Raw genomic sequence first — 20,151 nt, 5'->3', positions numbered from 1 at the left:
CTCCTATTGAATCGGCACGTCAATTCTGTCTCTCGCCACTACCACACCGTTTTGAATGGCGTAACATTCAACAATATGCTCGCCATTAAAGTCTGTCTTTTCTTCTTTATTTCTAAAGCCTTTATCGATCACAATATCGCCACGGATACAATCACGCCTCTCAGCTTCCGTACCCCGATTCAAAACTTTCCACTTCAATATGAAATCTCCGGGCACATTGATATCAGCTACATAAAACTTCAATTTTTTCTTTGCTTGTAATTTTAATTTTCTAGCCAACATCGTTCTCAATAAAACTTCTCTAAATCCATTTTGTGACACTTCGCATTCAAGAGTTAAGTTGTATCTGATGTCTACACTGTAAGAATCCTCAATAAATTGCTCGGTATTTCTATAGTTATAAGCTGAGGATTTACTCTCTTGAATTACTGCGGCAGGGAATGGTCTTCCAAATATTTTTTTCCACTTTTTGTTAGCTGATGATGACTCACCAGCGTCTATAGCTTTTAACGAGTCTTCATATGCTATTTTCGCTTTTCGCTGAAAATTTGCTTTAACGTTTACTCTTTGGTTGCTACCAAGAGCCAGATAATAATCTTTAGTTGGCTCTTCAGATAAATACTTAAAAAAATCTCTGCACATCCAGTCATAGTATGCTGTAGATCGATTGTCATAATCAGATGAGGACTTAAGAAAATTGTACGCTAGTGTATCGATAAGTAGGCCGCCCATACCAACACCGCTCTTGTTTTTCCATGCTCTAGCCATTTTGCAAAGCTTACGTAGATTCTTATTCTTTTGATCCACGAACTCTTTCATAGCCTTTATTTCTTCACGAGGCTTTGTAATTTTCCAACTACCACTATTGTATGTGTCAGGGTACTTAAAGCTGCCATCGTCTTGCTCAAACACAGGTTGAACTTCGACCATAAAACCATTGTAGTTAACTTGAACTACCAGTCGGTCTTTTTTAACGGTGGTTCTAGGATATCTAGCGGAAATCGCATCTTTCGTATCATCTAACAACTTAGATTGTTTACCATCTTTGTAATCATTCCATTTTGAAGCTGGCATAATGTAAAGCATATCAAGGTCTGAAATGCCTTTTATACCAGTCCAGCGACCATATGAACCGACCTGTAAGCTATTTGCCGTTTTGGATTCGGTATCGCGAAATTTTTTATTTAACGCTGATGTTATTTCTTCGTACTTTGATGTAATAGAAGCAGCATTATCAATTTTTAAATTTGCTAAAAAATCGGTAAACATTTCAGTTGTTGTCATTGATATTCCCTTATCTAGATCTTAACTCTGCGCTTGCCTGTTAAAAGCTGCTGCATTAGCGCTTTTTTCTCTTGTTTTAAATCAGCAAGTTGTTGTTCTAATAGCTCTATTTCTTGATCAGCATTAGCCAATACAGAAGCTATCTTTTCTTGTTCAATTCTTTTCGGATAAGTTAATTTAAATTTATTTAAATCAGACTGATTGACAGAAGGAACAGCTCCGTCTTGAACAAATTTGGCGAAATCAATGGCTAACATTATCTGATACAAAAATTCTGTTGTGACAGAATCTAATGGTGTTGCAGCCATCATGTTGTTATCAATAATCGTTTCTCTCGTTAAGATTCTTCTTCGATTTAGTAACAAAGCCGCACCAACTTTGGCAAACACGACAGCCCCCTTAGGGAATCCCTTTGCTTTCATTTTTTTAGCAATATCTTTTGTCACCCAGTTATTCGCTTCGCAAATGAACTTTCCATTTCGTGGCAAGTTCATATCGCTCACTTTAATAAATGGAATTTCTCCAGTTGAGTTACCTTGATAAACCTCTTTAAACGCTGAACCACCTTTAAAAACACATAAATCACCCAAGTAACCATGAGTCCACTCACCCTCAATCGGTTTACCTGAATCATCAAGTAGTCGTTTCTTGCCTGTGAGCAGTTGTTGCATCAGGGCTTTTTTCTGCTGTTTGCTGTTGTCGATTAGGCGCTCAGTGGTACTAATCGCTTTATCCCACGTGGATAGGATTTTGGCGATTTTGCGTTGTTCGGGGAGGCTGTCAGGAACTAACAAGCTCTGACTCTCAAAAGTTGTCTTGTTTATGATAGGAACAGCTTGTGTGCCAGCAAGCTTAGCTATGAATACAGCTCGTAATTCCAACTGATAATATATAAAATCATCGTCAAATTTGTCATACGGAACGACTGCATTAATTTGTTGGTTTGTCGCAACTTCTGTAGCAGACATACCTAATTTTCCAATGGTAGAACCAATACAAGTAAATAAAGTTGACCCTGCTCTAATAGATCGAGCTTTCTTAAAGCCCTCAACCGTTAGTTTTTTTGTTGCAACAGAAATATGTTTTGAACCACCTAAGTCAGCCGGAGATACAAAAGGAATATTACCTCCATAATATTCTCTGATTTTAGTTGAAGGGGTATTCCCTGTTATAACTTTACTCGTGTCAGAAATTAACTTTAAACTCCATCCATTAGGCACCATAACCCAACTCCTTTAAGTAACCTTCCATTTCTGCTTCAAGGGTTTGCAGTTCACTTTTAAGCTGTATACGCTCAGTGCGCACTGCCACTAAATCAATCTCGGCTTCTTCTTCAAAGGTATCAACATAGCGCGGGATGTTGAGGTTAAAGTCGTTTTCTTTGATTTCATCAAAGCTGGCGAGGTAGGCGTATTTATCAACGCTTATCCGTTGCTTATAGGTATCGATGATTTTTTGAATATTATCGTCAGTTAATTGGTTTTGGTTTTTGCCTGATTTAAATTCACGACTGGCATCAATAAACAATACGTTTTTGTCTGTTTTGTGCTTTTTAAATATCAAAATCGCTGCTGGAATGCCTGTACCAAAGAACAACTTTTCTGGCAAACCAATCACGGTATCGAGCAAGTTTTCTTCAATTAGTTGTTGGCGGATTTTGCCTTCGCTTGATGCTCTAAATAACACACCATGCGGCACTACCACACCCATTCTTCCGCTTTCAGACTTAAGCGTTTCAATCATATGGCTGATAAACGCATAGTCGCCTTTGGTTTTTGGTGGAATACCTCGCCTAAAACGCCCATAAGGGTCGTTACTGGCATCATCATGGCCCCACTTATCTAATGAAAATGGCGGATTTGCCGTTACTACATCAAAGTGCAGTAAGCCGTTACCGTCTTTCTCTTTTAGTAGTGGGTTACGAATGGTGTCGCCCCATTCAATGCGGTGGTTATCTTCACCGTGAAGGAACATGTTCATTTTGGCTAATGCCCAAGTTGAACCTATCGCTTCTTGCCCAAATAAGGCGTATTTTTTTGAACCAGAGTTTTTACGTACCATAGCACCACATTTAAGAAGTAGTGAGCCACTTCCTGTACATGGGTCGCATATTTGGTCGCCTTCAACTGGCTCTAAGACGGTTGCTAAAAGGGTTGATACCTCTGGCGGGGTATAGTATTCACCAGCGGTAGCGCCACTGCCCGCGGCAAAGTGTTTGATCAGGTATTCATAGGCATTACCGATTATATCTAAACTGCCGACACGCTCTGAGCTTAAATCTAAAATGTCTTTGCCAAAGTCTTCTAACAAGTGGCGCAGCAAATCATTCTTTTGTTTTTCTTGGCCTAAGCGGTCGGTGTTAAAGCTGATATCTTGGAATACGTTTTTAAGCTTACTGCCGTTGGCTTCTTCTAGTGCGTGTAAGGCTTTATCAATGCGTTCACCATTGCCGGCTTCATAACGTTTTTCATATAAATCCCAGAAACTCGCGCCTTCCGGTAATACAAAGCGCTGCTTCGACATCATGGCGTGGATCAGCTCTGGATTATCGCCATATTGAGTTACCAGTTTGTTGTATTCGTCTTTATACACATCAGAGATGTACTTTAAGAACAGCATGGTCAGGATGAAGTCTTTGTAGGTATCGGCACTGATCACACCACGGAAGGTGTCACAAGCGGCCCATACTGCTTTGTTGATATCGTCCTGATTGATTTGGTTGGTTGTGGTCATATTTTTTAAGTCCTTATCATTAATTTTTAAATCTGTTTTGTTTTAGGCTCTCTTTCAAACGCATGAGCTTTCAAGTGCGTGAATAGCAATGGCTTCTAGTTGTTGCTGTCTATTTTCAATCAGCTTTTGTAATACTTTTTGCTCTCTAACAGCGCAGCGGTGCATTGCAGAGAGTTGTTTTTGTTTCTCAAACTTAAGCACCTTAATGGGCACATTCTCTAATACTTGCCTGCGAATACTTAGGTACATTGAACCCTCGGCAGTCGCTTTGAAATAACGCTGTGCAGGTTGTTGGTTAAGTTGCCAACACAAGAAATCGGGCACGATCACATCTTTAAACTCAGGCTTTAGACGCACCACAAAAAAGTGTGGTGAGCAGACTGTGCGCTCTAATACTTGTTCTACTAATACGCTGTAATGTTTTGCCCCTTTAGCGACAAATAACACATCACCATTTTGTAACCAGTCGGGCTGTTTTTTCGTATTTAATACGGTTTCAACCATAGTGTATTGATTGATCTCACCTGTTGGCTCGGTATCCCTTACCTGAACAACATTTACGTCACCATTGTCGTATTGCTTCACCGTGCCGCGAAAAGGGTGGCCTAAGCGGATATCGGCAATATCACTCAGACGCAGCTCTTCAGTAGCTTGGTGCATTTTTGCATTCATCAGCGTTAAGTCTTGGTTGTGTTCAGCCAATGGGTTCCTCTCAACTATTTCAGCCACATCAATTGATGTGAAATTTATATTGGCTGATATTACTCACGCGATCAATTGATTTTTGCAGTAATGAAATACTGCATTTTTAATAAGGATAATAATACAAACGCTAGATGGAACTAGGTGGGACAATTAAAAACAAAAAGCCCACTTTGAGAGTGGGCTTTTAAACTGTTTAAACAACTTATTTCCAATAAAAAACTTACATAAAGCCGTTAAACAACTTAATTACTGTGAACAATTAACTTGGCGTTATTGCGTTATGATAAACGTCTTGCACGTCGTCACAATCGTTCAACATGTCCATGAATTTTTCGAACATGGGCATATCTTCTTCGCTAATCTCTGTTTCAGTTTGCGGCATCCAGCTCATTTCGTCGGCAATAAAGCTAATATCTGGATACGCCTCTGTGAGTGCGGTTTTTACTTGGTAGAACTCTGTATGCGGCGCGTATACCGTTACTTTGCCGTCGTTTACTTCAACGTCGGTAACATCAACATCAGCTTCCATCAATACTTCTAAAATAGCATCTTCGTCGTCACCTTCAAACTGAAATACAGCTTGGTGATCGAACATATGTGATACCGCGCCTTGGGCACCTAGCTTTGCATTAGTTTTTGTGAAGCAGTTACGAACTTCAGTGATAGTACGGTTAGCATTATCTGAAAGACAGTCGACAATAACCATGCAGTTACCTGGTCCAAAACCTTCATAACGCATAGGTTGGAAATCTTCACCTACACCACCTGCAGCTTTGTCTATCGCCTTATCTATTACGTGGCCTGGAACTTGGTCTTTTTTAGCTTTATCCATAAGGCGGCGTAGTGAAAGGTTGGCGTCCGGATCCGTTCCGCCATTTTTCGCACAAACGTAAATCTCTTTACCGTACTTTGAGTAAACCTTGGTTTTCGCCCCAGCAGTTTTCGCCATGGCGTTTTTTCTTACTTCGAATGCTCTTCCCATCTTAAGATTCTCTTCCTCGCAATTTTAGTGCAACTTTGCGTATTTTATCGGGTTGATGCGCCTGCCATCACCAATCCACTACATTGGCTATCGGTATATGTTTATCGTCACATAAAGCGCAATAGTTATGTCATAATTCTACTTAGTTTACGCACAACAATACAGTGTTTATAGCGTTTTACTTTGCCCATCCCTCGCTACGGAAGGTGCTCAGTGGCTAGGTAGTCATGAGACTGCATTTCTTTTAGCCGGCTTAAACAGCGTCTAAATTCAAAGCTAAGCAAGCCTTCTGTGTACAGTTCTTCTAGGGCAACCTGTGCTGAGATGATCAGCTTTACATTGCGCTCGTAAAACTCATCAACCATGGCAATAAAGCGCCTTGCCACATCGTCAGTGCCCTGACCCATTTGTTCTACGTTCGCCAACAACACAGAGTGATAGCAGCGACTAAGCTCGATGTAATCGCTTTGGCTACGCGGGCCTTTACATAAACTTTCAAACTCAATCATTAATACGCCGTCTGCGTTTCGCATCGTCGGTATCTGGCGATTGTTTACTTCAATTACTTCATTCTCAGACCCTGGCTCTGGCGCAAGTTGAGTAAAATAATTGATGAGATTTTCCGTAGCTTGTTTATCTAATGGATAATGGTAAATTTCCGCCTGTTCAAGAGTACGTAAACGATAATCAATGCCGCTGTCTACGTTTACAACACGGGTATTTTGGTTAATTAAATCTATTGCTGGTAAAAATCTAGCCCGCTGCAGACCATTTTTATAAAGGTCATTAGGGATAATATTGGAAGTTGCCACCAGCACAATGCCATGACTAAACAATTCTTCCATGAGTGTTCCCAGTATCATGGCATCTGTAATATCGGAAACAAAAAACTCGTCAAAACAGATAACCCGAGCTTCTTTGGCAATTTTCAACGCAATTATTTTGAGTGGATCTTGCTCGTTCTTTAACTGCTTTAACTCATCGTGAATACGATACATAAAACGATGAAAGTGAACTCGCATTTTTTTATCAAACGGCAGACACTCAAAAAATGTATCTACCAAATACGTTTTTCCACGCCCTACGCCACCATAAAAATAAATGCCCTGAATACCCGGTGTTAAGTGCCCTTCCCCAAAGGCCGCTTTTAGCTTAACTCGCCACGTCATTTTTCTTTCGGGCTGAGTAAGTTCGTCGTATAAACGTTGAAGCTCTTTCACTGCCGTTTCTTGCGCAGCATCGTAATGAAAATCGGCTAACTGAAGATCTTGCTGATATTTTTCCCAAGGCGTCATCGCCAAAACCACTCCATCCGAATGTCAATAGTGGTGCACGCTGCACCGACCTGCTTGAATTTATTAATTATGACCTTAATTTTAATGAAAATCACGGTAGAATCACTCGCTCATAGAGAGCGCAACTCGTCATTATCACAATTAATGTAACGAACAATGCGCTTTTAAGGTTCGACCTTGCTATATTCAAGTTATGGTCGAAAGCAGCATTTACCTCGTATGAAAGGTCGTGCTGTGGGATGTAGATTGATTCGGAGAATATAATGGAATTGTTAGTATCTCTTGCGTTGTTAGTCGTTGGGGTAGTAATTGGCTTTTTTGTCGGCCGGTTTGCCCAATCGAAAAAAGGGGCGGGTAATGCTGCACAAACAGAAAAGCAAGTTAAAGAAATCCTTGCCCAGCAAGCGCAGCACCACATACATCAAACGCGTCAGAGCCTAGAGAGTATTGAAGGGCAATGCGATGTGCTCAAGCAACAGCTTGAAGAGTATGAAGCGCTACTTGAGCAAAATGGTGATGATAGTGACAGTAAGGTTCCTTTTTACGGGGAGCAAGCTACAACGTATTTACGTAACAACCTAAAAGGGTCTGATAAGTCTAGGGTTCAGCGGGTCTCAGATACGCAGCCTAAAGACTTTGCTAATTCAGGTTCTGGGCTGTTCGTCGGCGGTTCTGAGCAAAATACCGCAGAAAAACAGTAATTTCAGGAACTTTACGAAGGCCACAGACTCTTTTAGTGAAACCATGCTTTATCGCATATAACATTAAGGAGTGTAAGCGAACATGAAAATGTCTTTTCGCCAATGTCTTGTGGCGTCAGCCGTTGTTGTTAGTTCATTAGGCTTTACCGCTACCACACAGGCGGCGTTGCCTTTCTTTTCTGATAAAAAAGCAGAAGTACCCTCTTTAGCCCCCATGCTCGAAGAGGCCACTCCTGCTGTTGTGAGTATTGCTGTTGAAGGTACACAAACCTCTCGTCAGCGCATGCCCGAAATGTTTCGTTACTTTTTCGGCGCCCCTCCACAAGAGCAAGTTCAAGAGCGACCTTTTAAGGGCTTAGGCTCGGGTGTCATAATCGATGCGGATAAAGGCTACGTTGTTACCAACAATCACGTTGTTGATAATGCAGATGAAATTACCGTTAAGCTTACAGATGGTCGTGAGTTTGTCGCTAAAAAACTTGGCTCTGATGAGCAAAGCGATATTGCTCTGCTTAAAATAGCCCCTGACGATTTAAAAGCTCTGCCACTAGCAGATTCTGACGAAATAAGAGTGGGCGATTTCGTAGTAGCCATAGGTAATCCCTTTGGATTATCGCAAACCGTGACCTCTGGCATAGTGAGTGCGCTAGGCCGCTCAGGACTAAACATCGGTGGCTACGAAGATTTTATTCAAACCGATGCAGCCATTAACCGTGGTAACTCTGGTGGCGCACTAGTTAACCTTCACGGTGAACTGGTTGGTATTAATACCGCCATATTTGGCCCTAACGGCGGCAACGTAGGCATTGGGTTCGCCATTCCTGCGAATATGATGAAAAATCTTGTCGATCAAATTGCCGAATATGGTGAAGTACGTCGAGGCCTTCTTGGTATATTGGGTAGCGATATTGACGCGGGTCTTGCTGAGGCTATGAACGCTGAAATTAATCTCGGTGCTTTTGTGAATGAGGTTCAGCCAGAATCTGCCGCAGAGAAAGCGGGACTTCAAGCAGGCGACATTATTACTGCTATTAACGGAAGAAAGTTAAGCAGCTTCCAAGAGCTCCGCGCTAAAATAGCCAGTATGGGCGCAGGTGCAGAAGTTGAGCTAACGGTTATGCGTAAAGGCAAAGAGATGTCTGTAGACGTAACCTTAGATGATGCTACAGAAACTACGGTAACTGCTGCGCAAATTCACCCAGCATTGGAAGGTGCAACACTAACGAACGGCGCTGATGATTCTGGCAATGCTGGCGTTATAGTGTCTGACATTGAACGAGGGGCACCAGCGGCACGCATTGGTTTACAGGCTGATGATGTCATTATTGGCGTTAACCGCGTTCGTGTATCAAGTGTAGCTGATTTCAGGAATGCCCTTGATGAAGCAAAAGGCGTTATCGCACTTAATGTAAAACGGGGCAATTCAACGCTTTATCTGGTCATTAGACAGTAAAAGGCTACTAGAAAGAGTGGTATAATCCAAACTTGTTAGCAGCGCCTTCGGGCGCTGTTTTGTTTGTGGCATTGAAAAAACACAGATGACACAAAAAACAATCAGGATTACGGTAGTTTAATCAATAAAGTGATATCCTAATTTACTTAATCAATAATCATAAATAGCTGTGGGTAGTTTTCGCATGTATTGAAGTGCGAAGATGAACGATACGTATTGCTAACTAACAAATAAGTGTGACTCGTGACAAGCCGCTCAATAATTCGCTTTTTCATAAAATCTGTCGTTCTTGGCGCTGCTGTAGCGGCGCTATTGCTGTTATTTTTACCCGACTTGCGTCAGGGTAACGGATTTGCCAACGGGCTTTTCACCGAGCCCTCAGTAAGCGCAAGCAGAGAAAGTTATTTTGCCGCGCTAAGTCGCTCAGCGCCCGCCGTAGTCAACATCTATAGCGTGAGTATTGAAACAGACGCAGGCTTGTTTAGAAACCAACCCCGAGAGCGAGCGAGTTTAGGTTCTGGGGTTATCATGACCGAAAACGGGTACATTCTTACCTGTCATCATGTAGTGGAAAATGCAGATAGTATTTATGTAACCGTTCAAGATGGACGAGGACTTGAGGCACAAATAGTAGGTAACGATCCCCTCACTGACCTTGCTGTTTTAAAGGTAACCGCAGAAAACCTGAACATTATTCCTCAGGTTGCTGAGCCAGATACCCACGTAGGTGATGTGGTAATGGCAATAGGAAATCCCTTTGACCTAGGCCAGACAATTACCCAAGGCATTGTAAGCCGCGCAGGTCGTAATGGTTTGTCGAATTATGTCGACTTTATTCAAACCGACGCGGTGTTGAATCAAGGTAACTCTGGTGGTGCACTCGTAGACAGTAACGGCATATTACTTGGCATTACCAACGCGAACTTTCAGGTAAGAGATTCTCGCAACAGAGTACGAAATGTAGATGGAATTAATTTTGCGGTACCTTACGAATTAGCTAAACGCGTAATGGACGAAATTATCAGTAATGGTCGAGTAATCCGTGGGCAACTTGGCTTTATTGGCAGTGAGAGAAGAAACCTTGCGGGTATTCCTGGTATAGATGTTACTGCCGTTGCAAAGGGCAGTCCGGCAGATATTGCAGGATTGAGGCCTGGCGATATTATACTGTCTATTGATGGTGTAAGAGCAGAGAGCGCATCTAAAACACTGGATATGATTGCTGAAACTAAGCCGGGAACTAAGCTAGAAATAGAAGTTAGCCGCAACGACGAGCCGCTAACCCTAACCGCCATAGTGGCTGAACTTAGAACCAATCAGTAATGTGTTTGCTGAAAATCAGGTTTTTATTTAGCAATAAAAAAGCGCCGAGGCGCTTTTTTTTAGTTTAAATTTGCAGACCGCTTAAATCATAAAATGAGCTTGGAGTTGAAATTCTACTCTTTGCTACTCTTTTACTCTTTCAATGTTAGCGCCAAGAGCCCCTAGTTTCTCTTCAATTGCCTCATAACCTCTATCTAAATGATAGATTCGATTAACATGAGTTTCGCCCTCTGCGATAAGGCCTGCAATAACTAAGCTGGCTGATGCGCGCAAGTCGGTTGCCATCACGGGGGCGCCTTTAAGCTTGGAGCTACCTTTAGATACTGCGGAATTAGCTTCTAGCGCGATTTCAGCTCCCATGCGCTGTAGCTCAGGCACGTGCATAAATCGATTTTCGAAGATAGTTTCTGTAATTACGCCTGTACCTTCTGCAACGCAATTTAGGGTAACAAACTGCGCCTGCATATCCGTTGGAAAAGCGGGATGTGGCGCGGTTTTTACGCGCACGGCTTTAGGCTTTTGCCCTTTCATATCAAGCTCAATCCAATCATCACCTATGGTAATGTCTGCACCGGCCTGCTCCAGCTTATCAATTACTGCATCTAACGTTTCTGGCGCTGCGTGGGTACAGCGAATTTTACCGCCTGTCACGGCCGCAGCTACGAGAAATGTGCCCGTTTCTATGCGATCAGGCAACACAGCATAGTCGCAACCATTTAAGGTTTCGACACCCTCTACAGTAATTTTATCGCTACCTGCACCACTAATTTTAGCACCCATTTGAATTAGGCAGTTGGCAAGGTCCACAATCTCAGGCTCTCGCGCTGCGTTTTCTAATACAGTGGTACCGTTGGCAAGTGCAGCGGCCATTAGAAGATTTTCAGTTGCCCCTACGCTAACCATATCCATAAATATACGCGCACCTTTTAAGCGACCTTTCACTTCGGCACGAATGTAACCCTCTTCAACTTCAATAATTGCGCCCATTTTTTCAAGGCCAGTAAGATGAAGGTTTACAGGACGAGCACCAATGGCACAGCCACCGGGCAAGGATACATTTGCTTTACCTTGTTTCGCTAACAAAGGGCCAAGCACCAAGATAGATGCTCGCATAGTGCGCACAAGGTCGTAAGACGCCGTCACGCTCTCAAGCGTGCTCGCATCTATTAATACGTCGTTTGGCGATGGCTGTGCTACTTCAACGCCTAGCTCTCTCAATAGCGACGTCGTTGTATTAATATCACGAAGGCGGGGTACATTGGTGTAACGGCATGGAGAGTCTGTTAGAAGACTGGTCATCAGCAAAGGCAGTGCCGCATTTTTTGCACCAGAAATTCTCACTGTCCCCTGCAGGGCAGGACTCTTTTTAATTACAAGTTTATCCACGAAAAACGCCTATTACTGAGGAATATTAAACTGGCGCTCGCGCTCCCAGTCTTTCACTGAAAAAGTTTTGATTGAAATAGCGTGCATTGATCCATCGGCAATTTTGTCTGCAAGTGGCGCATAAACAGCCTGCTGACGCTTCACCCTGCTCATTTCATTAAATGAGTCGCTTACTGCAATAATATTAAAATGCGACCCCTCGGCCTTTACGTGAACCTCATGAAGGTCTAATGCTTCCTTCAGTATATTTTCTATCTCTGACAGTTCCATAATGTACTTCTTTATCTGGTTGATTGAGCGTTATTCTACCGCTAAAAAGCCATCAACATTGCTAATTTTAGCCAATTTAACTAGCTTTTCTGGCATGTGCTTAAACACCATGCTAACACCGTTTTGATTGGTATCCCTAACCGCATTGATTAGCCACGCCAATCCAGCGCTATCTACGCGCTCTACGTCATTTAAATTTACCGTGCAGGCTCCTGCGCCTTTAAGCGATTCACGCTGCTGAGCGGTGAGCTGTTGCCAAAAGTTTGTCGACAATGTCGACAAGGTATCGCGGTCTAAATGACCATGTACGTTTATGTCTGTGCTGTTGTCAACGTCGAAAAGGCTCACACAGACTCTCCGTCTATTTCAATTGGCTCACCTTGATTCAATTCAACAGGTTTACCAATTTTCTCACGCATTAGCGCAATAACGGCGTCAATACCGTCAGTACGTAAAATTGACTCGAACTCACTGCGCTTGCTGTTTAGCATACTTATGCCTTCAGCCACCATGTCATATGCTTTCCATTCGTTTGTTTTGCTGTCTTTGCGCACTTTGAAAGCAATTTTGATGTCTGGACGAGAAGGATCTTTTACAACCGCATGTACGGTAACCGACTTTTCTTTAGAAAAATCTGACTCAGGTTCAAAGATAACTTCTTGGTCATCGTAATACCCCATAGCAACGGCATAAGTCGTTACAAGATACTGACGGAATACGCTAATGTACTCGCCCATCTTTTCTTTGGGTACCGATTTAAAGTGCTTACCTAACACCATAAACGCTGCAAACTTGTAGTCGATATGAGGCACTAACTCTTCTTGCATAATAGTGCGAAGCATTTCAGGGTCGGCTTGTATCTCAGCTTGACTTGCCTTTATGCGCTCAAAAGTGGTGTTTGCCACGCCATGAACTAATTCATAGGGGTTCTGCTCGTTAACTTCCTGTGCATTTACCGCACTGTAAAACGACATTACAACCATGCTCAAAATGGCGATTAACTTTTTCAACGTGACTCTCCTAACGAACTGTCTGTATATGCAATGCATACTCACTATGCTTTACAGCAGACCCGACTAACTTAATATAAGTTTCATCAGGCCGATGATAAATTCTTAATATTGCTTCAATTAAGCGTTAACTAAAGTGACCGGTCGTTCTATTCATCGCTTCCGCGATTAAACAAGAATTGACCGATAAGATCTTCTAGCACTAGTGCTGATTTGGTGTCTTGTAAATAATCACCGTCCTCTAAATTGGCGACGCCGTCGAAGGAAAAACCCGGTTGAAAACCCACATATTGCTCACCCAACAAACCAGATGTAAGTATTGAAACTGAACTCGTTTCTGGAAAACCGTTGTATTGCTTGAGTATCGATAATTCAACCACGGGCGTGAAATCGTCTTTATCTAGCGTGATAGACGTTACACGTCCTACCGTTACGCCCCCCACTTTCACAGCAGAGCGAGCTTTCAAGCCACCAATATTGTCAAACTTCGCGTAAAGGGTGTAGCTGTCACCTTCTGTGGCAACAGACTGTTCGGCTACTTTCAATGCCAATAACAGTAATGCGCTAATAGTAAGGGCAACAAAGAACCCCACCATGACTTCCGTTTTATACTTATTCATTCTGTCCTCTACTCGATACCAAACATGAGGGCGGTTAACACGAAATCCAGCCCTAGTACTGCTAATGATGAATAGACCACTGTTTCAGTAGTCGCTTTGCTGATCCCTTCCGATGTAGGAACAGAATCGTAACCTTTAAATATGGCTATCCAGGTAACAACCAAGGCAAATACGACGCTTTTTATTACGCCATTTAACACGTCTTGGTTCCAATCTACTGTCGACTGCATAATCGACCAGTAGCTTCCTGAATCAACGCCAAGCCAATCAACGCCAACTAAATGTCCACCTAGGATACCAATAGCGCTGAAAATAATAGCCAACATCGGCATTGCCAGCATGCCAGCCCAAAAACGCGGAGCCACAATACGGCGCAGTGGATCCACTGCCATCATCTCAAGACTACTTAGTTGCTCTGTCGCCTTCATCAACCCAATTTCTGCCGTTAATGCAGAACCTGCGCGACCTGCAAACAATAGTGCAGTAACAACAGGACCCAACTCACGAAGCAAGGATAGCGCTACCATGGGCCCTAAGCTTCCTTCGGCGCCGTAGTCGACCAAGATGGTGTAGCCTTGCAGCGCCATTACCATGCCGATGAATAAACCAGACACCATGATAATAAGAAGAGACTGAACACCGACCACATAAAGTTGATGAATAATAAGCGGCACATTTTTCAGCCGTGGCACCGCTACTAATGCACCAAATAACATCAGTGTGGCTCGACCAATGGCCGCCACCTTAGTAATGGTTTTAGCACCTATAGACTGTAAGAATTTCATTTTCCCTCTCCCAAGAAACTCTTTTTCAGCTCTGGTGCAGGATAGTGAAAAGGAACAGGTCCGTCTGCTTTACCATTTAAGAACTGTTGTACAAGCTCAGAATCGCTATCTTTAATTTGCTGTGCGGTCCCCTCACCAATTACACGCTTATCGGCCAGTATGTAAATATAGTCTGCAATTGTGAGTACTTCTTTTACATCATGGGTAACAACAATGCTGGTAAGGTCCAGCGCATCGTTTAGCTCGCGAATTAACTTCACCAACACCCCCATAGATATGGGATCTTGGCCCGCAAATGGCTCGTCGTACATAATAAGGTCTGGGTCGAGGGCAATTGCTCTTGCCAGTGCAGCGCGTCGCGCCATGCCGCCAGAAAGCTCGCTAGGCATCAAGTCTGCAGCACCTCTTAGTCCTACTGCCTGTAGCTTTAAAGCGACAATAGTTGCGATGATATCATCCGATAAATCAGTATGTTCTTTAAGCGGGAACGCCACATTGTCAAACACCGTCATATCGGTAAACAATGCGCCACTTTGAAATAACATGCTCATTCGACGACGGGCTTTATAAAGCGCTTTTCTAGACATTGACACAATAGAATCTTTATCAAAAAGAATATCGCCCTCGTCTGGTATCAACTGCCCGCCAATAAGGCGAAGCAGGGTTGTTTTCCCTATCCCGCTTGGCCCCATGACGGCAGTAATTTTTCCTTTAGGCACGTTAAGGGTAATGCCGTCATAAATGACGCGTTCCCCTCTGCTAAAGGTCAGATTATCTATTTCAACTAAATGTTCCATAGTGTATTTTTGTCGACCCTCGACTGGGCGCTGCCGCTTTAAACTCGGAGTAAAGTGTCTTGGAAAGCAACGCAACTTTGTTATTGTGGAATTAAAGGCAGTACAAATTCCATGCCTTTGAACACACACTGACCTTCGTAAAGTCAGTAAGTTTAAAATTTTCAGTATTGTACGCTTTTTCCTACCCTGCGCCAAAGTCAAAAAGTTACAACTTATGTTCGATGAAGACGAATGATCCATAACGTAAGCTGAATATCATTAACGCAGGCTGAACATGTCTCTTTTTCATACAATCTCGTTCGAAAAGGCAAAATAAAAGCCTAGCGCCATAGGCAAATGGCACCGTTTTTGCGACAATCTTGCGAAATAGACTTTTAATTACAGGTTGTTGTGCTTCTAAACATTGTTATTTTCATCATCGGACTCATCGTTTTAAGTTGGAGTGCGGACCGATTTGTCTACGGTGCATCCGCGCTGGCGAAAAATATTGGCATTTCACCCATGATGATAGGATTGACTATTGTTGCCATGGGGTCTTCTGCACCTGAAATTGTGGTGTCTGCCATTGCCTCGATTAACGGTAAGATGAATACGGCAGTCGGAAATGCGCTAGGTTCAAATATAACCAATGTCGCACTGGTACTTGGAATAACCGCTCTAGTAAAACCACTTCTTGTTTCATCCACAACATTAAAGCGGGAACTGCCAGCATTGGTCGTGATCTCGTTAATTGCCATTGCCTTTATGTTCGACGGCGAACTCAAATCTTATGAAGGCGTTATTTTACTTGGCCTTTTCGTTTTCGTGTTAGCGATGATGGCGTGGCTTTCGCTGCAGGTAGACAAGGAAGACCCGCTCATTGCTGAGACGGCAGATGAAATTCCTAAAGGGGTATCAAACACCGCTGCCCTTGTGTGGATTGGTTTGGGCTTGGTGCTTTTACCGTTAAGTGCCCACTTCTTGGTTGACTCTGCTGTAGAGATTGCCCGTTATATGGGATTGTCTGATTTAGTCATCGGACTCACTATTATTGCATTTGGTACCAGCCTTCCCGAGCTTGCGGCAAGTATTGCCGGCGTACTTAAAGGTGAAGATGATCTAGCGCTAGGTAACATCATTGGCTCGAATATATTTAATCTACTCGCCGTACTTGGAATGCCAGGGCTTATTGCACCCGGCTTGTTAGACCCAGATGTGTACAATAGAGATATGTATGTGATGCTAGGGCTAACCTTGCTACTGTTTTTATTCAGCTTCGACCTCATCGGCAAACGTAAAATATCTCGCACTAACGGTGCAATTCTTTTAGCCTGTTTTGTGGGCTATCAATTTTGGCTGTTTGGATAATGACAAATAAACAACACCATTACATTGCTTCGGCAAAACGAGTTATCGATATTGAGGCTCGTGCAATTACCGATTTAGCACAACGACTAGACGACAGTTTTATCGATGCTTGTAACATGCTTTACAACTGCTTGGGTAAAGTTGTCGTTTGCGGCATGGGCAAGTCGGGACATATTGGAAACAAAATAGCTGCAACCCTAGCAAGCACTGGTACTCCAGCGTTTTTTATGCACCCTGGCGAAGCTAATCACGGTGACTTGGGCATGTTAAGCAAAAACGACGTGCTTTTAGCTATTTCTAATTCTGGTGAAACCAGCGAGTTAATAAATCTGCTGCCCGTGGTAAAACGGCTGGGTGTTAACGTGATAGCAATGACCAACAGTGAATCAAGCACACTAGGTCAACATGCTAATGTGGTGTTAAATATAAGCGTGGAACAAGAAGCCTGCTCCCTCGGTCTGGCTCCCACAAGCAGTACAACCGCTACACTGGTAATGGGCGACGCTCTAGCTGTAGCGTTGTTGGACAGAAAAGGTTTTACCTCTGATGATTTTGCGTTGTCACACCCGGGAGGCTCGTTAGGTAGAAAACTCTTGCTAAAAGTGAGCGACATTATGCTTACGGGCGATGACATACCGCTTACCAGTAACGGAGCAACAGTGGCGCAGGCACTGCTTGAAATATCCCGCAAAGGGCTCGGCATGACCGGTATTGTCGATGAGTCTGGCAAGCTAACCGGCGTTTTTACCGACGGAGATTTAAGGCGAATTCTAGATGCCCGGGTCGATTTACATGACGCTAAGGTCAGTGACGTGATGACAGTAGGCGGAAAAACCACAACACCAAACCAACTGGCTGTTGAAGCACTGAACGTAATGGAAAGCTTTAAAATTAGTGCGTTAATGGTGCTTGACGATGAGCACACTCCGGTTGGCGCATTTAATATGCACATGCTGCTAAAAGCGGGAGTTTTATAAATGGAAACCACGCCAACCCAAACGCTTTACACCATCATGCCATCGGTGTTATTCGATGCATTGTCAAACATCAAACTGCTGGTGTGTGACGTAGATGGGGTGTTTTCTGATGGCCGTATTTACCTAGGCAACGACGGTGAAGAATTGAAGGCATTCCACACCCGAGATGGCTATGGAGTTAAAGCGCTTGTTAGCCACGGCATTAATGTTGCCGTTATTACCGGCAGGCGCTCAGCCATTGTCGAAAACAGAATGAAAGCATTAAATGTAGCTCACATTATTCAAGGTGAAGAGAACAAGTTTGATGCATTGAAACATTTAATGAACAAGCTTGAGCTAGCGCCCGAAAATATCGCTGTTGTTGGTGATGATATGCCCGACACTGGTATGTACGAACTTGCCGAAGTGAAAATAGCGGTGGCAGATGCTCATCCCTATGTCAAAAATCAAGCTAACTGGATCACTACTTTGCCCGGCGGATTTGGCGCGGTTCGAGAAATATCTGACACACTATTACAAGCTAAAGGAATTGAAAACGGTATTTTTGGGGCCAGCGTATGAACGCATTCGGCTTTAACCGCCTTGGGTTGAGTATTTCTGCGCTTTTTATTCTCGCCATGCTGATGTATATCCCAACATGGATGGAAGAAGAACCTGTGCTAACCAGCTCAGAAGGGCTCGATGCCCTCAAGCCAGCCTATAAAGCAAAAAACTTAACCACAACCTTGTATAACAGTGAAGGTCAGCTGAATCACAAAGTGTTTGCTTCATCAATGGAGCATTATGACCAGTTGGGCTTTGTTTCTTTTGAGCAACCCAGCTATACATTGTACAGCAGCGATGCAGATTCCCCGTGGGTGGTAACTGCATTAGAAGGAACACTTTACAATAACGAGCTTATTCAGCTAGAAAATAAGGTCAATATTGAGAACCAAAGCCAGGATGACTTTGTCAAAACAATCACCACTGAATATATTCAAATTAATTTAGACAGTAAACAAATGACGTCAGACCAACCAGTAGAAATACGTGGCATGCAGTACGTTATTCAAAGCAATGGATTTAACGCAAACCTGCGTACACAAAAATATGAGCTTATTGACCATGTACATACAACGTATTCTCCTAGCAACTAGCGCTATATTTGTCTTATGCGCCGGCCCAGTGCTTGCCAACGAAAAGGACTTTAGCCTTCCTATCGAGATTGGCTCGAACTCTCAGTTTATAGATGGGAAAAATAAAACTGCTTTGTACAAAGACAATGTGCTTATTACCCAAGGCTCTTTAGTTATTGAAGCTGACGAAGTAGAAGTTATTGCCTCTGGAGGCAGTGGTCGTGAGATTTTTGTCGCGCGAGGTAAACCTGCTAGCTACTCGCAAAAACTAGAAGATGGAAATCCAGTATCGGCACAAGCTAACGAGATTCGTTACGAGGTTGCAAAGCGCACTATTTCACTGAGCGGCAACGCTGAATTACGGCAAGATAGCAGCCAAGTAAAGGGCGATAACATTACCTTTGATATGATAACTGAACAGTTATTAGCAACTGGCGGCAATCAAGAAGATGGTAAAGGTCGCGTTACCACGGTATTTACGCCAGAGTCTATTAGAAAAGTCAAAAAAGACGATTCGAATAGTGATGATGGCAGTGATAATGACACAGACAAAAGCAAAGACGGTAAAGGCAAGCAACAGTAATGGCTACTCTTAGTGCAAAAAACCTTGCTAAGGCATACAAATCCCGCCAAGTTGTGATTGATGTTAGTCTGTCAGTCTCTACAGGGCAGATTGTTGGGCTGTTAGGCCCAAATGGCGCGGGAAAAACGACAACGTTTTATATGATTGTCGGTCTGGTGCCGTCAGACAAAGGGCAGATATTAATAGACGATAAAGAATTAACGCATCAGCCCATGCACGAACGCGCTCGCGGTGGAATTGGTTATTTACCTCAAGAAGCGTCTATATTTAGAAAACTGACTGTGCATGAAAATATCATGGCTATTTTGCAAACCCGAAAGGATTTGAACTCTCAGCAACAGGAAGAAGAAGCTGACGCACTACTTGATGAATTCAATATCAACCATATACGTAATAGTGTGGGTATGAGCCTTTCCGGTGGAGAACGTCGCAGGGTAGAAATAGCAAGAGCACTTGCGGCTAAACCCGAATTTATTTTGCTCGATGAGCCCTTTGCTGGTGTTGATCCAATATCAGTTAATGATATAAAGAAGATAATACAGCACCTTCGCGACAGAGGAATAGGCATCCTCATCACCGACCACAATGTGAGAGAAACATTGGATGTCTGTGAAAAAGCGTACATTGTGAGTCATGGCGAACTTATTGCGCAAGGAACGGCGGAACAGGTTTTAAGTAATCAAAAAGTAAGGGATGTATACCTAGGCGAACAATTCAGGCTATAGTTATTATATGTAACCTAATTGTCATTTTTCTCAAGCGCTCTGGTACATTCACTGAAGAGC

22 protein-coding genes are annotated in these 20,151 nt (G+C 43.1%); 9 read left to right on the top strand and 13 right to left on the bottom strand.

Going from position 1 to position 20,151, the window contains the following annotated elements; all coding sequences use genetic code 11:
* Positions 1-3 precede the first annotated feature (3 nt).
* The 6 genes from BM528_RS03880 to zapE form a co-directional block, all read right to left on the bottom strand.
* Positions 4-1,284: an SMODS domain-containing nucleotidyltransferase gene (locus tag BM528_RS03880; RefSeq protein WP_071978747.1), complete on the bottom strand. Its 1,281-nt coding sequence runs from the start codon at positions 1,282-1,284 to the stop codon at positions 4-6.
* A 14-nt stretch (positions 1,285-1,298) separates the two neighbouring features.
* A complete protein-coding gene (locus tag BM528_RS03875) occupies positions 1,299-2,507 on the bottom strand; it encodes a restriction endonuclease subunit S (protein ID WP_071978746.1) in 1,209 nt (402 codons plus the stop codon).
* Positions 2,497-4,017 (bottom strand): type I restriction-modification system subunit M, encoded by a 1,521-nt coding sequence (locus BM528_RS03870; RefSeq protein ID WP_071978745.1) that lies wholly within the window; start codon positions 4,015-4,017, stop codon positions 2,497-2,499. Before BM528_RS03870 ends, BM528_RS03875 begins: the two co-directional genes overlap by 11 nt.
* A 54-nt stretch (positions 4,018-4,071) precedes the next feature.
* The gene (locus BM528_RS03865) at positions 4,072-4,719 is read right to left on the bottom strand and encodes a restriction endonuclease subunit S (protein WP_232230569.1); all 648 of its coding nucleotides are present in this window, start codon (positions 4,717-4,719) and stop codon (positions 4,072-4,074) included.
* Positions 4,720-4,981: 262 nt separating this feature from the next.
* A complete protein-coding gene (locus BM528_RS03860) occupies positions 4,982-5,704 on the bottom strand; it encodes a YebC/PmpR family DNA-binding transcriptional regulator (protein ID WP_071978744.1) in 723 nt (240 codons plus the stop codon).
* Positions 5,705-5,901: 197 nt separating this feature from the next.
* On the bottom strand, positions 5,902-6,999 hold the full coding sequence (gene zapE, locus BM528_RS03855) for a cell division protein ZapE (RefSeq protein ID WP_071978743.1): 1,098 nt from the start codon (positions 6,997-6,999) through the stop codon (positions 5,902-5,904).
* A 263-nt stretch (positions 7,000-7,262) separates the two neighbouring features.
* Between zapE and BM528_RS03850 the strand changes: the two genes are divergently transcribed.
* The 3 genes from BM528_RS03850 (at position 7,263) to BM528_RS03840 (ending at position 10,476) form a co-directional block, all read left to right on the top strand.
* Complete coding sequence (locus tag BM528_RS03850; RefSeq protein ID WP_071978742.1) at positions 7,263-7,700, top strand: ZapG family protein; 438 nt, start codon at positions 7,263-7,265, stop codon at positions 7,698-7,700.
* An 82-nt stretch (positions 7,701-7,782) separates the two neighbouring features.
* Positions 7,783-9,153, top strand: a complete 1,371-nt coding sequence (locus BM528_RS03845; protein WP_071978741.1) for a DegQ family serine endoprotease — start codon at positions 7,783-7,785, stop codon at positions 9,151-9,153.
* A gap of 243 nt (positions 9,154-9,396) precedes the next feature.
* Positions 9,397-10,476: a trypsin-like peptidase domain-containing protein gene (locus BM528_RS03840; protein ID WP_071978740.1), complete on the top strand. Its 1,080-nt coding sequence runs from the start codon at positions 9,397-9,399 to the stop codon at positions 10,474-10,476.
* Positions 10,477-10,599: 123 nt separating this feature from the next.
* Here the strand turns inward: BM528_RS03840 and murA are convergent, their stop codons facing one another.
* The 7 genes from murA to mlaF form a co-directional block, all read right to left on the bottom strand.
* On the bottom strand, positions 10,600-11,862 hold the full coding sequence (gene murA, locus BM528_RS03835) for a UDP-N-acetylglucosamine 1-carboxyvinyltransferase (protein WP_071978739.1): 1,263 nt from the start codon (positions 11,860-11,862) through the stop codon (positions 10,600-10,602).
* Between the two features lie 12 nt (positions 11,863-11,874).
* On the bottom strand, positions 11,875-12,132 hold the full coding sequence (locus tag BM528_RS03830) for a BolA family protein (RefSeq protein WP_071978738.1): 258 nt from the start codon (positions 12,130-12,132) through the stop codon (positions 11,875-11,877).
* A gap of 30 nt (positions 12,133-12,162) precedes the next feature.
* A complete protein-coding gene (locus BM528_RS03825) occupies positions 12,163-12,480 on the bottom strand; it encodes an STAS domain-containing protein (RefSeq protein WP_071978737.1) in 318 nt (105 codons plus the stop codon).
* Positions 12,477-13,115, bottom strand: coding sequence for an MlaC/ttg2D family ABC transporter substrate-binding protein (locus BM528_RS03820; RefSeq protein WP_442855909.1), 639 nt, complete (start codon positions 13,113-13,115; stop codon positions 12,477-12,479). Before BM528_RS03820 ends, BM528_RS03825 begins: the two co-directional genes overlap by 4 nt.
* A 176-nt stretch (positions 13,116-13,291) precedes the next feature.
* Positions 13,292-13,762 (bottom strand): outer membrane lipid asymmetry maintenance protein MlaD, encoded by a 471-nt coding sequence (mlaD, locus tag BM528_RS03815; protein ID WP_071978735.1) that lies wholly within the window; start codon positions 13,760-13,762, stop codon positions 13,292-13,294.
* A gap of 8 nt (positions 13,763-13,770) precedes the next feature.
* Positions 13,771-14,547 carry a lipid asymmetry maintenance ABC transporter permease subunit MlaE gene (mlaE, locus tag BM528_RS03810; protein WP_071978734.1) on the bottom strand — a complete coding sequence of 259 codons (777 nt, stop codon included), beginning with the start codon at positions 14,545-14,547 and terminating at the stop codon, positions 13,771-13,773.
* Positions 14,544-15,344 carry a phospholipid ABC transporter ATP-binding protein MlaF gene (mlaF, locus tag BM528_RS03805; RefSeq protein ID WP_071978733.1) on the bottom strand — a complete coding sequence of 267 codons (801 nt, stop codon included), beginning with the start codon at positions 15,342-15,344 and terminating at the stop codon, positions 14,544-14,546. The genes mlaE and mlaF overlap by 4 nt, the downstream gene beginning before the upstream one ends.
* 390 nt (positions 15,345-15,734) lie before the next feature.
* Here mlaF and BM528_RS03800 point away from each other — a divergent pair, with 390 nt between their 5' ends.
* The 6 genes from BM528_RS03800 to lptB are packed head-to-tail and all read left to right on the top strand — an operon-like array spanning position 15,735 to position 20,091.
* On the top strand, positions 15,735-16,691 hold the full coding sequence (locus BM528_RS03800; RefSeq protein WP_071978732.1) for a calcium/sodium antiporter: 957 nt from the start codon (positions 15,735-15,737) through the stop codon (positions 16,689-16,691).
* Positions 16,691-17,668: a KpsF/GutQ family sugar-phosphate isomerase gene (locus BM528_RS03795; RefSeq protein WP_071978731.1), complete on the top strand. Its 978-nt coding sequence runs from the start codon at positions 16,691-16,693 to the stop codon at positions 17,666-17,668. The genes BM528_RS03800 and BM528_RS03795 overlap by 1 nt, the downstream gene beginning before the upstream one ends.
* A complete protein-coding gene (kdsC, locus tag BM528_RS03790; RefSeq protein ID WP_071978730.1) occupies positions 17,669-18,229 on the top strand; it encodes a 3-deoxy-manno-octulosonate-8-phosphatase KdsC in 561 nt (186 codons plus the stop codon).
* Complete coding sequence (lptC, locus tag BM528_RS03785; RefSeq protein ID WP_071978729.1) at positions 18,226-18,804, top strand: LPS export ABC transporter periplasmic protein LptC; 579 nt, start codon at positions 18,226-18,228, stop codon at positions 18,802-18,804. Before kdsC ends, lptC begins: the two co-directional genes overlap by 4 nt.
* Complete coding sequence (gene lptA / locus BM528_RS03780) at positions 18,773-19,366, top strand: lipopolysaccharide transport periplasmic protein LptA (protein ID WP_071978728.1); 594 nt, start codon at positions 18,773-18,775, stop codon at positions 19,364-19,366. Before lptC ends, lptA begins: the two co-directional genes overlap by 32 nt.
* Positions 19,366-20,091: an LPS export ABC transporter ATP-binding protein gene (gene lptB, locus BM528_RS03775; protein WP_071978727.1), complete on the top strand. Its 726-nt coding sequence runs from the start codon at positions 19,366-19,368 to the stop codon at positions 20,089-20,091. Before lptA ends, lptB begins: the two co-directional genes overlap by 1 nt.
* Positions 20,092-20,151 lie beyond the last annotated feature (60 nt).

The organism is Alteromonas sp. RW2A1, from assembly GCF_001886475.1.
Taxonomy (GTDB): Bacteria; Pseudomonadota; Gammaproteobacteria; order Enterobacterales; family Alteromonadaceae; genus Alteromonas; species Alteromonas hispanica.
Note: the sequence above shows the minus strand (reverse complement) of the source record. Positions and strands in the feature narration are given on the sequence as shown.